Source organism: Ligilactobacillus sp. LYQ135 (assembly GCF_053711055.1).
Genome location: NZ_JBSJYT010000009.1, coordinates 26,564 through 40,840, shown reverse-complemented (window position 1 = coordinate 40,840; position 14,277 = coordinate 26,564). Strand labels below are relative to the sequence as shown.

Sequence of the window (14,277 nt, the reverse complement as noted above, 5' to 3'; positions counted from 1 at the left end):
GGGGAAGTGGTTTTATGGGAAAAAGTAAAAAGTTATCAATGTTTAATTTTCTTTCTTTGACTGCCTTAATGGTTTTGACAGTATATGAATATCCTACATTCGCAACTGCTAAATTACATTCATTATTCTTTGTAATTCTTTTTGGAATCTTTTGGTTTTTACCATTATCGTTAGTTTGTGCTGAAATGGCTAGCGTAAAAGGTTGGGAAGAAGGTGGAGTTTATGGTTGGATTAGTAATGCACTAGGTGAAAAATGGGGATTTGCAGCCATTTTTTTTGAATGGTTTCAATCAACAGTTGGTTTTGTAACGATGAGTTATTTCATTTTAGGGGCTTTTGCATATATTTTTAATTGGTCTGCATTAAATGAGAATCCATTAATTAAATTTATTGGCGTCTTAGTGATTTTTTGGAGTTTAACATTATTACAATTATCAGGAACTAAAAAAACAGCTCAACTTGACCAAATTGGATTTATCGCAGGAATTTTATTCCCCTCCATTTTCTTTTTAATTTTAGCACTAATCTATATTTTTAAAGGTGGAGCCTTGCAAATTAAGTTTGGTTGGAATGAGTTTATTCCTAACTTTACACAATTATCAACGTTAGTAGTTGCATCATCCTTTATTTTAGCATTTGGTGGAATTGAAGCTTCTGCACCACATGTTAATGAATTAAAAAATCCTAGTAAAAATTACCCACTTGTCATTTTAATTTTGACAATCTTAACAATTTTTTTGGATGGAGCAGGTGGTTTAAGTGTTGCAACCGTCGTTCCGCAAAAAGATTTATCATTAAGTGCAGGAGTAGTTCAAGCCTTTAAATCTTTATTGTTGAATCTTGATTCTAGTTTAAATTGGTTAGTAAAGATCATGGCGTTTTTAATTGCATTTGGGGTAATTTCTGAGGTTGGTTCATGGATCATTGGTCCTTCGAAAGGAATGTATGTAGCTGCTCAAAAAGGATTAATGCCTAAAATTTTTCGTAAATTAAATAAGCATGATGTTCCCGTTCCAATCTTAATTCTCCAAGGTATTATAGTATCTATATGGGATGCCGTTTTGACTTTCGGAGGAGGAAGTGATAATGTATCATTTCTAGCTGCGGTTTCTTTAACAGTAGTCATTTACTTACTATGCTATATTTTGATTTTTACAAGTTATTTTAGTTTAGTGTATAAATATCCGTATAAAGAAAGATCATACAATGCAGTTAAAAGTAAGGCTGGAAAAACAATTTTAGCCACTTTTGGACTTTTATTATCTATTTTTGCATTTTTGATTTCCTTCGTGACTCCATCATCTTTATCAAAGAGACAAGGTCACATATATCAAGTTGTTCTTATTGGGAGTTTTTTAATTGCTGTAATTTTACCGTTTATAATTTATGCATTTAGAAAACATTTCGGTGGGCAAAATCAAAACTTTACGATTCATCATCTGCATAGTGAAGATGTGAATAAATTTGTTCATCCAATGGGACGACCTGAATATTTAACGGAAAAAGAATTTAATGAGAAAAAGAAAAAATAAAGCAGACAAATTGGTCTGCTTTATTTTTTTATATCTATGTTAATTTAATTAGTGAATAAAACCATATTTAACTGGTTTTTTCTTATCAATCTCATTTAATATCTTGCCATTGTCTAATTCTTTAATTGAAGCTTTCATATCCTCAATTAATTCAACAGCTTCATTCATTCCTAAATCGGCACGACAGACAATTCTTTGAACGATTAAATTACTTAAGTTACTTGGCATTGGATATGTTGGAACTTGCCATCCTCTCATTCTTAAACGATCAGTTAAATCATATAAAGTCCAAGCTTGATTTTTTTTAGCTTCATCAGTTAGTGTATAGCAAAGAATTGGAAGATGTTCAGCGCCATTAACTACTCTAAAGCGTCCCATTTTTTGAATTTCATTAATAATATATTCAGCAACTTCATGGGTACGTAAATGAATATCATGATAACCTGCATAACCATAGCGGACAAAATTATAGTATTGTCCAATAATTTGAGAAGCGCTTCGTGAGAAATTAATTGCCATTGTTGGCATTTCGCCACCTAAATAACTTACTTTAAAAATTAAATCATCTGGCAAGTATTTTTTATCACGCCATAAAACCCAACCAATTCCAGGGTACACAAGTCCATATTTGTGACCAGAAGCATTGATTGAAACAACATTTTTAAGTTTAAAGTCCCAATCAATATCTGGTTCCATAAATGGAGTATAGAATCCACCAGATGCAGCATCAACATGGATATAAACTTTATAGTCGGTGTGTTTATTATATTCTTCTACAAGTTCATCTAATTTTTTAATATCATCATATTGACCAGTGTAAGTAATCCCCATGATTCCAACAATTCCAATAGTATATTCATCAACATAATCCATTACTTTGTCCATATTCAATGATAAATGATCTTCATCTAATGGAACTTCACGTAATTCAATGTCCCAGTAAGTACAAAACTTCTTCCAGCAAATTTGATAACTTGAAGAAATTACAAGATTAGGTTTATGTGCATTTAAGTCTAAACCTAATTTTTTAGCCCGTTCACGCCAAGCAAATTTCATTGCTAATCCTCCAAGCATGCATGCTTCTGATGAACCTACAGTTGAAGTTCCCATAAAATGTTCATTTTCAGGTGCATGCCATAAGTCAGCAATCATATTAACACAACGGTTTTCAATTTCAGTAGTTCGTGGGTATTCAGATTTATCAATAGCATTTTTTTCAAGGGTTTCTGCCATGATTTTAGTTGCTTCTGGTTCCATATATGTTTGACAGAAGGTGGCTAAATTTTGGCGAGCATTACCTTCATCAACAAGTTGATCCTTAACCATACGATAGGCAACTCTTGGTTCAACTGATTCATTTGCAAATTTGTATTTAGGCAAATCTTTAGTTTCTGTTTTACTACCAAAGATAGGGTCTAAATATTTGGATTCTTCTTGAGAATTTCTGTCAAATAACATAATTATCTCTCCTTTATGTTAGTGTTATTTTTTTTATTTTGCAATTCATGTTGCATATAATGTTCGCCTCTACCCACAGGTCTTACGAATTTATTTATGTCAGTACTTGAAAAATGTTTAATTTTAAAGTCGTCATTTTTATTACCAAAATGCTTTCTAAATGCATAAATAATAAATGGGATAACTAAGGCTACTATGAAACTACAAATCAAAACAACTTGATAAATTTTTCCATCTTGCGGTGGTAGTGCAGATGGAGTGGCAAATGAAACTACAAAAGCGAAAATTGATGTTAATAATCCTGACAATGCAAATAATGTTTTACCTACTTTACCACCAGGGACATTGTAAGTTCGTTTTAAATTTTCTTTTTTATAAACTAAGTTAAAGTAAGCAATAAACATTAGTAAGTAACAAACTAAGTAAATAACAACTGTTAATGATACAGCAGCTAAAAATGAAACATTATCGCTACCGCCACCAAATGTTAAAACTGCATCCCAAATAGTGACAACAATTCCTTGAGCGATTAATAAAGGAACGGGGACACCATGTTTATTAACTTTACGAAATATTTTAGGCATTAATCCTTGTTGAGCAGCAACATAGACACCACGAGAAGGCCCAATGATCCAAGAACTAATTTCTGCAATAACTCCAAAAACAATTGTTAATGCAAGTAATTTTACTAGCCAATCTAGATGTGAATTAAAGTGTAGTAAAAGAGACTTAAAGGCTTGAACTACACCAGCACTTAATGATAAGTCTTTTTGAGGAACAACTGCGGCAACACTAATTCCACCTAAAGCATCAAGTGAAATAGCTAAAATAACTAACATTAAAATTGCAATTGGATAATTTTTAGATGAGTTTTTTAATTCATTAACATGTGATGCTGATGCTTCAATTCCAGTAAATGCTAAAATAAAGGATGTAAAAACTACTAAAGTAGATATTTTAGAAAAATTTGGAATTAAATTCTTTATGTTAAATGAAATTTGTAAAGCATTTCCTTGTGCAATATATGCAATTGATAATATAAAAAAGATAACTGATGGAATTAAAATTCCACCAACAAAGCCCATTTTGGCGATTCTTGCGGTATATTTAGTTCCTAGCATTTGAATAAATGTTAGAATCCAAAACATAATTAATACTCCTAGGAATTTGACCACTGGTGAATTATTTAAAGCCGGCCAATCAAAAACTATTGAGAGCGCTCCTATAATAAAATAATCCATCGTGACAAATCCTACTGTAATTTGAAACCATTGGAAAAAAATAGCAGCAAATCCCCATTTATTTCCTAAAGAATTGCTTACCCAACTATAAACACCACCGTCTTCCCATCCTTTTACACTAGCCATTTCTGCTGAAACCAAAGCAGTTGGTAAGAACCAAAATAGCCCACCTAAAATTACAAAGAAAATTAGGTTTAACTTCGAAGTCGCAAAAGTAGGATATTCATATACTGTAAGCACCATCGAAGATGTAAGTGCAAAAAAGCCAAATAATGACAAAATCTTTTTATTTTTAGATGATGTCTTTGAGCCCATAAAAATAACCTCCTTTCTTACTTTTTAATTATGGTCATTTGTCTGATGTTTGCAATGAAATTTAATTAATAAATTCTTTGCTTTTTTCTAATACCTAAAAGATTGCAATTAAAAACCATATGCATTAAAACCTATATAAAGGAGGGATATTTTATGACTATTCAAACAGTATTAGATAATGTAATTAACAAGTCATTTGACTCATATGCTCAAGGGCATGTTGCTACTTATATTCCTGCATTAGGCAAAGTAGATCCGAAACAACTCGGAATAACATATTATGATTTAAAGACAAATACGATTTATAACTCAGGAGATACAAACAGTACCTTTGCAATTGAAAGTATTTCTAAGGTTCCTGTTTTACTTTTAGCTTTAGAGGAAAATGGACTTAATAATGTTTTCAAACACGTAGATGAAGAACCTACTGGATTTCCATTTAATTCAATTTTAAACATGGAAATTAATAAACGTCATTATCCCATGAATCCATTTGTAAATACAGGTGCAATTGTAATTAATTCAATGATTGATGGTGAAAATAGTACAGAGAGATTTGCAAATATTTTAGAATTTATGAAAGTAATTTGTAATGATGATCACTTAACTTTAAATGAAGAAATTTATCATTCAGAATCACGTACAGGTGACGTTAATCGTTCACTCGCATACTACATGAAAGCAAACAATATGTTTGAAGGTAATGTGGAAGATATTTTGGATTCTTATTTTAAACAATGTTCTGTTAATGTTACAACTAAATCACTTGCAAACTTAGCTGCTTTATTAGCTAATGGAGGAGTTGCTCCATGGAATAATAAACGGATTTTAAAAGAAGAAAACGCAACTATTGTTAAGTCAATTATGACAACTGCTGGACTATATGATGAATCTGGAGACTTTTCATCTCATGTTGGAGTTCCTGCTAAAAGTGGAGTTGGTGGCGGTTTAATGGCAGCAGTTCCTCAAAAGGCTGGAATTGGAGTTTTTGGTCCTTCTTTAGATAAAGCCGGAAATAGTGTTGCTGGAATGCAAGCATTAGGCATGCTTGTAAGTGATTTAAGCTTAAATATTTTCAATTAATTATTAAAATGCATATTTTACTTGATATTCTCCTAGTTTTTACCGATAATTATTTCGTGTGAGATATACAGTAGAATAGGTGAATATTTAGAATGTTTTATGTATTTTTGGATTTAGTTGGTATTACTATTGGTGGTTTGCTAAGTAAACCACTACAAAAATTTTTATCTGACCGTCAAATTAATTCAATGATGGAAATTGCTACTCTTTGTGTAGGAATTATTGGCATCCAAGGAGCGATTGCTACTAAACAACCACTATTGATGTTAGTAAGTTTAGTAATTGGATCGGTAATTGGTGTATGGATTGATATTGATGGGAAATTTAATCATTTTGGTGATTTTATTAAATCAAAGATGAAAACAAGTGATCCTCATTTTGTCGATGGCTTTGTAACAGTTTTTATGATTGAATGTGTAGGTTCAATGTCAATTGTAGGTCCTTTAGATGTTGCTTTATCAGGAAGCACAAGTTTGATGCTATTCAAGGTGATTTTAGATGCAATTACATCTTTAGTTTATGGCGCCATTTTTGGATACAGTGTTTTACTTGCTGGACCATTTGTATTCCTTTATGAAGCTATCATTTATGGATGTGCAACCTTTATTCAACCATTATTGACAAGTAGCACAATTAATGAAATTAGTGCAGTGGGATCATTATTGATTGTAGCGCTTGCATGCGATATTTTAGAAATTAAGCGGATTAAAGTTGCTAACTTTTTACCCGCGCTTTTAGGACCAATTGTTTATGGTGCTTTTCAAATGCTAATTAAATAATAATCATTGACAAGGGCTTAATTTTAGATTATGATAGCGACAGAATATAGATGAAACGTAGATGAAAAAATGGTTCTTTAAACTAATTTACAGAGAGTCTGGATGGTGAAATCAGATATGCGGTTTTTGAACTTGGCATTTTCGGAGCTTCAATGAATTAAGTTGCTAGGTTTTCCTAGAAGTAGGGTGGAACCGCGATTGGAAGAATCGTCCCTATGTAACCAGATTGGCGTTACGTAGGGATTTTTTTGTGCGCTGATCTTGTTTCTTCAAATAATTATTTAAAGGAGAATTTAATATGTCCAAAAAATTATCAATGCAAGACATTATCATGACGCTTGAACAATTCTGGGCAAAACAAGGTTGTATGGTAATGCAATCATATGATACAGAAAAAGGGGCAGGAACAATGAGTCCATATACCTTTTTACGTGCAATTGGGCCAGAACCATGGAATGTGTGCTATGTAGAACCTTCACGTCGCCCAGCAGATGGACGTTATGGTGAAAATCCTAATCGTTTATATCAACATCATCAATTCCAAGTATTGATGAAACCAAATCCTGATAATATTCAAGATTTATATTTAGATAGTTTACGTGCTTTAGGAATTGAACCAAAAGAACATGATATTCGTTTCGTTGAAGATAACTGGGAAAATCCTTCAATGGGATGTGCAGGTGTTGGTTGGGAAGTATGGTTAGATGGAATGGAAGTTACTCAATTTACCTATTTCCAACAAGTTGGTGGTCTTGAAGTTAAGCCGGTTGCTGCGGAAGTCACATATGGTTTAGAAAGATTATCATCATACATTCAAGATGTAAGTTCAGTATTTGAACTTGAATGGGCTGATGGTGTTAAATATGGCGATATTTTTAAGGAACCTGAATATGAGCATTCTAAATATGCTTTTGAAGAAAGCAACCAAGAAATGTTACTTAAAGCCTTTGACACATATGAAAAAGAAGCTAAACGTTTAATTGATGAAAAATTAGTTCATCCCGCTTATGACTATATATTGAAATGTAGCCATACTTTTAATATGTTAGATGCACGTGGAGCAGTTTCAGTAACCGAACGTGCAGGTTACTTATCCCGAATTCGTAATATGGCACGTGCAATTGCCAAAGTATTTGTGGCTGAACGTAAACGTTTAGGATTCCCACTAATTAAAGATGAAAAATTACGGCAACAATTATTAAAGGAGGATAAATAACATGGCACATACATTTTTACTTGAAATTGGATTAGAAGAAATTCCTGCACATGTTGTTACTCCAAGTGCAGCTCAATTAGTTGCAAAAACAGAAAACTTTCTTAATGAGCAACGCTTATCTTTTGATGAAATACAAACTTTTTCAACTCCACGACGATTAACAGTTAAGGTTAGTGGTCTTGCTGATAAACAACCAGATATTGAAGAAGAAGCTAAAGGACCTGCTAAAAAAATTGCTTATGATCAAGATGGTAACTGGTCAAAAGCAGCTCAAGGGTTTGCTCGTGGACAAGGCGTATCAGTTGATGACATTTATTTTAAAGAATTAAAAGGAACAGAATATGTATATGTAAAAAAATTCATTCCTGGTAAAAAAGCTGCTGAAGTAATGCAAGGAATGAAAGAAGTAGCTATGGATCTTAAGTTCCCTACAATGATGCGTTGGGGAGCAAACGATTTTCAATATGTACGTCCAATTCGCTGGATCGTAGCATTATTAGATGATCAAGTTGTTCCATTTGAAATCTTAAACATTAAATCTGGCAGAACAACTCAAGGCCATCGTTTCTTAGGAAAAGCTATTGATATTCAAAATGCTGATTCATATGTAGCAGATTTACGCTCAGAAATGGTGATTGCTGATGCTAAAGAACGTAAAGATATGATTCGTAATCAAATTAAAGAGCTTGCACAAAACAATAATTGGAATATTGTAGTTGATGAAGATCTACTTGAAGAAGTTAATAATCTTGTTGAATTTCCAACTGTTTTTGCAGGTTCATTTGATTCAAAATATCTCGCAGTGCCAGATGAAGTATTAATCACTTCTATGAAAGATCATCAACGTTTCTTCTATGTAACAGATCAAAATGGTAACCTTTTGCCTAATTTTGTTTCTGTTCGTAATGGGAATAAAGAATATATCGAAAATGTGATTTCAGGAAATGAAAAAGTATTAACTGCTCGTTTAGAAGATGCTAAATTCTTTTATGAAGAAGATCAAAAGCACTCAATTGATGATTATGTAGATCGATTAGATAAGGTAATGTTCCATGATAAAATCGGAACAGTTTCTGAAAAAATGGAACGAGTTCGTTTATTAGCTGCTCAAATTGGCCAATTTGTGGGCTTAAATGAACAAGAATTAAAGGATCTTGACCGGGCTGCTCGGATTTATAAATTTGACCTTGTTACTGGCATGGTTGGCGAATTTTCAGAGTTACAAGGAATAATGGGTGAAATTTATGCACGTTTACAGGGTGAAAATGATAACGTTGCAACTGCAATTCGTGAAGAATATTTACCAACAAGTGCTGAAGGAGAATTGCCAAAATCAAATGTTGGAGCTGTACTTTCAATTGCTGATAAATTAGATAGTATCCAAGCATTCTTTGCAGCTGGTATGATCCCAAGCGGTTCAAATGATCCATATGCATTGCGACGTCAAGCACTTGGAATTATTCGCATTGCGCTTGATCGTAATTGGAAACTTTCAGTTCCTACAATGCAACAATTTATTGAAAAATCAATGGAACAACGTCCAGATCTATACAAGAATATCATGCCAAAAGAAGAGCAAAAAGACATGCAACAATTTATCATGGATCGATTAGCTCAAATTATGAATGGCGATAAAAGTATGCGGCATGATGTCTTAGATACAGTAATTGCTAGTCCTAAAAATACTTTTGTAGATATTCAAGAAGCAGCACGAATTTTAGGAAAACATCTTGAAGATGAAGATTTCAAAGAAACAATTGAAGCTTTAACGCGGGTTAGTCGGATGGCTAAAAAAGCACCTGAATTTGAAAAGGATGCAATTGTTGATACGGAATTATTCGAAAATGAAGCTGAAAAGGAACTTGCAAATGCAGTTAAGCAAATTGCAGCAGCTTTTGAAGAAGCTGATTTAGAAGAAAAATTCCAAAAATTAGCTTCCTTAAAATTGCCAATCACAAAATATTTTGACTCAACCATGATTATGTCAAAAGATGAAAAAGTTAAAAACAATCGTTTACTTCAACTTAAGCAAATTGCAGATTTAGCAGAAAGCTTTGGTGAATTAGATAACTTAAACGTTAAATAAAATAAACTCATTGAACTTAGCATGTGAGATGCTGAATTCAATGAGTTTTTTTACTATAATAAAAATTAAGGATTCAATGAGATGGAAAAATTTAAAAAGAAGGAGATTTTTTAATGTTATCAGATGTATTACTAGTAATTGACTTACAAAATGGAGTTTGTAAAAATGGAAAAATCTATAATTATAAAAACATAATCCAAAATATAAATAATGAAATTGACAAATTTCATTTAAATAAAAAGCCAGTGATTTTTATTCAACATAATGATTCTTCTTTAAAACATGGATCAAACGAATGGAAATTAGTTTCAGATTTACATAATAGTGATGACGATTACTATATTGAAAAAGTACATGCAGATTCTTTTTATAAAACTGAACTTAAAAATTTATTAACGAAACTTAATATACGAAAAATTCAAATTTGTGGTGCTCAAACAGAGTATTGTGTTGATACAACAATTAAGGTTGCTCATGATCTTGGCTATAAAATAACGATGCTTCATCAAACTACTACAACTTTTGATAATGATTATTTAAAAGCCGGTGAAATAATTAACTTTTATGAAAAAATTTGGGATAAAAGATTCTTAACTTTTAAAAATTAATTTGTAATATAGCATTCTATATATTACAATTTGATAAGTTGACTATCTGTTATTTGAGTAGGGATAGATTATATAATTAATTTAAAGGTGGTTATTACTAGGTGAAAATTGTATATGAGGAGGGAAAAGTAACTTTTACCCAAGCATGGAAAGATTACTGGAAAGGTTTTTTTGATTTTAATGGAGTATCTACTCGTGCAGGATTTTGGTAGAATATGCTTTTCTATATTGTTATTATAGTGGCTATGAGCATTATTAATCTGATTTCTTTAGAACATTTAGGGACTTTAGCATTAGCTTTAAATGTAGTTATAAAAATGATTAAACCAATAATGCTAGTTTCAATTCTTGCTGCAATATCTCGAAGATTAAAAGATACAGGCATGCGTTATTTTGTAATAGTCCCATTATTAGCAATTTATGTTGCTATTTGGTACTTTATTAGGATTTTTATGCTTTTTAGAATTATAGGATTGATTTGGTGTATCATTATGGCGATCATTTTATGCGCTTACCAACCAGACAATTTGGAACACGTAAAACGTTTGATAAGATCAAACAAGAAGCATCACTTCGACAAGCGTGGAAAAATTATTGGAAGTTATCCTTTAATTATAGAGGAAAAGCTAGCCGATCGGAATTTTGGTTAGAAGCTTTTTGTTACTTTGGAATTACATACCTTGAAGGATATCTATTATCTATAATTAGGCAGTTTGCAATGATGTTTGGTGATGTTCATATTTTAATGGAAATAGTTATTATAGATTATGTTTTACTTTGTGCACTTACTATTCCATTACTTGCACTTGCAATGCGACGATTCCGAGACTTGGGAGTTCATCCAATTTTAGCAATCATAATGCTTGTTTGTTATAGTATTTTATTTTTAATAACACTTTTCTTAAAGATGTCTATCGTTAAATATATAGCAGGAATTTATAATTTAATAGTCATTATTTTATTTTGTTTTTCAACTGGAACATTTAATCGAAATACTCTTAAATAGTTTAAAAAGAACTGCAATAATTGTAGTTCTTTTTATTTTGATAAATTAATTTGATACTCGATAATTCCTTTATTAACGATGACAATTAATTCTAAATTAGGATCATTTGCATTAAAGTAAATTTTAGTATTTGTTTGTGCACTAATTTTTTGAGTTACTGGAATAATAGTATTTTTAAGAAATCCATTTTTATCGTTATCACGTATATCTTGCAGTAAAGATGTATTTTTTAAGTTTACAGAGTAACCATCATTAAAAGATTGAATATCAATTACTAAACCATATTGGTTATATAACTTAATAATATTATTAATGTCATTTTTTTGTTTGGCAGTATCTTCTTTTAATTTAAATTTTGATCCTTGTGATGAAGAAATTGCAGAAGAAGTATTCATTGATTTCGTATCACTTTGCGATGTACAAGCAGATAGTAATAATAAAGTTATCAATGAATAAATAAATTTAAATTTTTTCATGTACTTAACCTCACATTAAAAAATTATATATCATAACTATGATAACTCACGAAAAAATATTATTAAATTACATAATGAATTTTATCTAGTGTATTTTTAAATTTGATAATTAAATTATGCAAATTGATTTGTAAATATTATGTAACTATATTAAAATTTAATTTAAATCATTTTATAAATTCAGAAAGGCTGCTATTTACTTGAAAAAACATAAAAAAATCATTATATTAGTTATTTCTATTCTGGTGATTATTACCGGAGGATATACAATTATGAAAATTCATAGTGAACACGAAAAAGCTGAAATGATTAAGATTGCAAAGGCACATCAAAAAGAAATGGATGAAGAAGTAAGATATGGTGATAAGGATCATCATATTAAAACTATTACTTATGAATGGGATACTGTTAAAAAAAATCCAATGGATGGTTTTATGCTTAATGGATATGTAAATGGAGACAAAAATTTGGATTTTGGTATTCAATTTGATAGCGATAATGGTGAAATTAATCCAAGAATGTATACATGTGCAAATAAAATTGATGAGTGGAAAGGCATGGATAAATGATGAAATCAGTATACTGACAAAAATCATAAAGAATTTACGAAAGGTTAATAACAATGACTAAGGAAAAACGAAAATCAAAAAATCAACGTGTTTTTTTTAAGAACCGCTCGCTATTATTTAAAAGTCTATTCATTAATCTTGCAACTGGATATATCTTAACTGGCTTAATCGGTTCGCTGTGGTGTGCACGAAGTATTTTAACCGGTGCAGGTCCTTGGATATTGATTTTTACTTTTGGAACAGTATATGTAATTTTCATTGTTCCAGAAATTTTAATGGGAATTGCATTAAAAAATAAGAATAAAGGATTTGTGACTGCTTCTATAATCGTCAATATTATTTATTTGATTATTTTTGGTGGCCTTTTTAAACGTCCGCTTGTTTATGATGATGAAGCCGGAGTTCAGTATCATTATGCTTTTAATTGGCGTTTTGTTTCACTAAGCTGTTTGATTATCAGTATTGCGTTAGGAATTACTTTGTTGATTTTAATTAATCATTCAAAATGGTCACTGAAAAAGAATATAGTTGCCTTATGTGCAACTGTAATTACTAGTTGCGGATTAATTGGAAGTCTTGGAATATTAACTGTTGTCCAACGTCATTCAACATTAGCAATGATGAAAGAACAGTACATAAAAAATCGAAAAGTATATGAAAATGAGCAGTTATCAGAATTGGATTCCAATGTAACTGGGATTAAAACGGCAAAATTTGCAGTTATTCCAACCTCAAAAATTACATTGGAGTTAACTGATGCATGTGGAGATGATCATGATCTTCAAAGTAATGTTGTTTTAATTGAAATCAATGGTAAATCAATTTCAAGTTATGATTATCTAATTGGTCAAGTCAGTGAAGCGGGTTAGAAAAGCAAATCGATAAATATAAGAATGTGGGAATATAAAAATTCTCAGAAATAAAATTAGATTATAGAGGTAAATTGAATGAATAATTCTTTAAAATTTAGCAAATTTAGCGTAAGTTTTTCAAAGCTTGGAAAGTTGTATTTAATTTGTTTTTGGCCATTTTATTTTTGGTGTGTAAATCGAGTAGCATTTTATATAGGCGGATGGGGATTTATCTTTACATTTGGAATTCCATTTTTTATTCTTGCAATTCCGGAATTTTTGATAAAAAAAGCATTGAGAAACAAAGATTCATATATGATTATTGATTCAATGCTTGTTAATATTTTTTTCGGTGCTATTTTTAATCATTTATCTTCGGCTCCATATTCGTATGATTATGAAGGGGGAGGAACAATTTCATATAATTTTATTTTTCGCTTTTTAGGATTAACTGGATTAATTCTCTGCATTATGATTGGCATTATTATGATATTAATATTGAGTAGATTGCCCCAAAAGAAAACAAAATTAATTGCTAAAATTACCTTAATTAGCGGAGCAGTTTTAATTTTCAGTCTATTAGTAGTTACGTGTGTTCAACGGCAACATCAATTAAGCAAGAAGAGAACCGAATATACAAGACAACTTAAATCTTGTGAAAATTTAGAATTATCAATGTTTACGAACTATGTGGATGGAATTCATAATAAGATTTGCAATCATTCCTACAAATAAACTCTTACTTTCGAAATTTCAAAATTGATTATTTCAAAATTCTAATTGTTAATTAGATATGTCTATAATATAATTAGATATGTGAATTATATTTATTATAAAATTTGAGTGTATTTGTATGAAAAAATATTCAAGAAATTAATTTATCAAGCTAGAAGTTTCAGATTAATCGTTAGAATTATCTTAATAATGTTAATGGTTACTGCTGGAGGATATACAATTATGAAAATTCATAGTGAACATGAAAAAGTCGAAATGATTAAGCTCGATAAAGAACATCAAAAAGTACGTTATGATGATAAAGATCACTATATTAAAACAA

Annotated in this window: 13 protein-coding genes; 10 read left to right on the top strand and 3 right to left on the bottom strand. The window is 30.7% G+C overall.

Features of this window, described 5'->3' with window-relative positions; genetic code table 11:
* The first annotated feature begins 14 nt into the window (after nucleotides 1-14).
* On the top strand, nucleotides 15-1,532 hold the full coding sequence (locus ACWCL1_RS07520; RefSeq protein WP_454546293.1) for an amino acid permease: 1,518 nt from the start codon (nucleotides 15-17) through the stop codon (nucleotides 1,530-1,532).
* A 48-nt stretch (nucleotides 1,533-1,580) separates the two neighbouring features.
* On the opposite strand, the gene ACWCL1_RS07515 is transcribed toward ACWCL1_RS07520, so the two are convergent.
* Nucleotides 1,581-2,990, bottom strand: a complete 1,410-nt coding sequence (locus ACWCL1_RS07515; protein ID WP_454546292.1) for a glutamate decarboxylase — start codon at nucleotides 2,988-2,990, stop codon at nucleotides 1,581-1,583.
* 2 nt (nucleotides 2,991-2,992) lie between these two features.
* Complete coding sequence (gene gadC, locus ACWCL1_RS07510; RefSeq protein ID WP_454546291.1) at nucleotides 2,993-4,546, bottom strand: glutamate:gamma-aminobutyrate antiporter; 1,554 nt, start codon at nucleotides 4,544-4,546, stop codon at nucleotides 2,993-2,995.
* Between the two features lie 153 nt (nucleotides 4,547-4,699).
* On the opposite strand from gadC, the gene glsA reads away from it, so the two are divergent.
* From glsA to ACWCL1_RS07480, 6 genes are all read left to right on the top strand, one after another.
* The gene (gene glsA / locus ACWCL1_RS07505) at nucleotides 4,700-5,629 is read left to right on the top strand and encodes a glutaminase A (RefSeq protein ID WP_454546290.1); all 930 of its coding nucleotides are present in this window, start codon (nucleotides 4,700-4,702) and stop codon (nucleotides 5,627-5,629) included.
* Between the two features lie 92 nt (nucleotides 5,630-5,721).
* Nucleotides 5,722-6,408, top strand: a complete 687-nt coding sequence (locus ACWCL1_RS07500) for a DUF554 domain-containing protein (RefSeq protein ID WP_454546289.1) — start codon at nucleotides 5,722-5,724, stop codon at nucleotides 6,406-6,408.
* A 298-nt stretch (nucleotides 6,409-6,706) separates the two neighbouring features.
* Complete coding sequence (glyQ, locus tag ACWCL1_RS07495) at nucleotides 6,707-7,624, top strand: glycine--tRNA ligase subunit alpha (protein ID WP_454546288.1); 918 nt, start codon at nucleotides 6,707-6,709, stop codon at nucleotides 7,622-7,624.
* A gap of 1 nt (nucleotide 7,625) precedes the next feature.
* Nucleotides 7,626-9,710, top strand: coding sequence for a glycine--tRNA ligase subunit beta (glyS, locus tag ACWCL1_RS07490; protein ID WP_454546287.1), 2,085 nt, complete (start codon nucleotides 7,626-7,628; stop codon nucleotides 9,708-9,710).
* 113 nt (nucleotides 9,711-9,823) lie between these two features.
* Nucleotides 9,824-10,318, top strand: coding sequence for a cysteine hydrolase family protein (locus ACWCL1_RS07485; protein WP_454546286.1), 495 nt, complete (start codon nucleotides 9,824-9,826; stop codon nucleotides 10,316-10,318).
* Nucleotides 10,319-10,823: 505 nt separating this feature from the next.
* Nucleotides 10,824-11,324 (top strand): DUF805 domain-containing protein, encoded by a 501-nt coding sequence (locus ACWCL1_RS07480; RefSeq protein ID WP_454546285.1) that lies wholly within the window; start codon nucleotides 10,824-10,826, stop codon nucleotides 11,322-11,324.
* A 32-nt stretch (nucleotides 11,325-11,356) separates the two neighbouring features.
* On the opposite strand, the gene ACWCL1_RS07475 is transcribed toward ACWCL1_RS07480, so the two are convergent.
* Nucleotides 11,357-11,800, bottom strand: a complete 444-nt coding sequence (locus ACWCL1_RS07475; RefSeq protein ID WP_454546284.1) for a hypothetical protein — start codon at nucleotides 11,798-11,800, stop codon at nucleotides 11,357-11,359.
* Between the two features lie 200 nt (nucleotides 11,801-12,000).
* On the opposite strand from ACWCL1_RS07475, the gene ACWCL1_RS07470 reads away from it, so the two are divergent.
* From ACWCL1_RS07470 to ACWCL1_RS07460, 3 genes are all read left to right on the top strand, one after another.
* Nucleotides 12,001-12,369: a DUF1310 family protein gene (locus ACWCL1_RS07470; RefSeq protein WP_454546283.1), complete on the top strand. Its 369-nt coding sequence runs from the start codon at nucleotides 12,001-12,003 to the stop codon at nucleotides 12,367-12,369.
* A 53-nt stretch (nucleotides 12,370-12,422) separates the two neighbouring features.
* The gene (locus ACWCL1_RS07465; RefSeq protein ID WP_454546282.1) at nucleotides 12,423-13,238 is read left to right on the top strand and encodes a hypothetical protein; all 816 of its coding nucleotides are present in this window, start codon (nucleotides 12,423-12,425) and stop codon (nucleotides 13,236-13,238) included.
* 78 nt (nucleotides 13,239-13,316) lie between these two features.
* Nucleotides 13,317-13,955, top strand: coding sequence for a hypothetical protein (locus tag ACWCL1_RS07460; RefSeq protein WP_454546281.1), 639 nt, complete (start codon nucleotides 13,317-13,319; stop codon nucleotides 13,953-13,955).
* Nucleotides 13,956-14,277: the final 322 nt, after the last annotated feature.

Coding starts and splice junctions, on each gene's coding strand:
- ACWCL1_RS07520 (WP_454546293.1), top strand. CDS start 15: ATGGGAAAAAGTAAAAAGTTATCAATGTTTAATTTTCTTTCTTTGACT.
- ACWCL1_RS07515 (WP_454546292.1), bottom strand. CDS start 2,990: ATGTTATTTGACAGAAATTCTCAAGAAGAATCCAAATATTTAGACCCT.
- gadC (WP_454546291.1), bottom strand. CDS start 4,546: ATGGGCTCAAAGACATCATCTAAAAATAAAAAGATTTTGTCATTATTT.
- glsA (WP_454546290.1), top strand. CDS start 4,700: ATGACTATTCAAACAGTATTAGATAATGTAATTAACAAGTCATTTGAC.
- ACWCL1_RS07500 (WP_454546289.1), top strand. CDS start 5,722: ATGTTTTATGTATTTTTGGATTTAGTTGGTATTACTATTGGTGGTTTG.
- glyQ (WP_454546288.1), top strand. CDS start 6,707: ATGTCCAAAAAATTATCAATGCAAGACATTATCATGACGCTTGAACAA.
- glyS (WP_454546287.1), top strand. CDS start 7,626: ATGGCACATACATTTTTACTTGAAATTGGATTAGAAGAAATTCCTGCA.
- ACWCL1_RS07485 (WP_454546286.1), top strand. CDS start 9,824: ATGTTATCAGATGTATTACTAGTAATTGACTTACAAAATGGAGTTTGT.
- ACWCL1_RS07480 (WP_454546285.1), top strand. CDS start 10,824: ATGCGCTTACCAACCAGACAATTTGGAACACGTAAAACGTTTGATAAG.
- ACWCL1_RS07475 (WP_454546284.1), bottom strand. CDS start 11,800: ATGAAAAAATTTAAATTTATTTATTCATTGATAACTTTATTATTACTA.
- ACWCL1_RS07465 (WP_454546282.1), top strand. CDS start 12,423: ATGACTAAGGAAAAACGAAAATCAAAAAATCAACGTGTTTTTTTTAAG.
- ACWCL1_RS07460 (WP_454546281.1), top strand. CDS start 13,317: ATGAATAATTCTTTAAAATTTAGCAAATTTAGCGTAAGTTTTTCAAAG.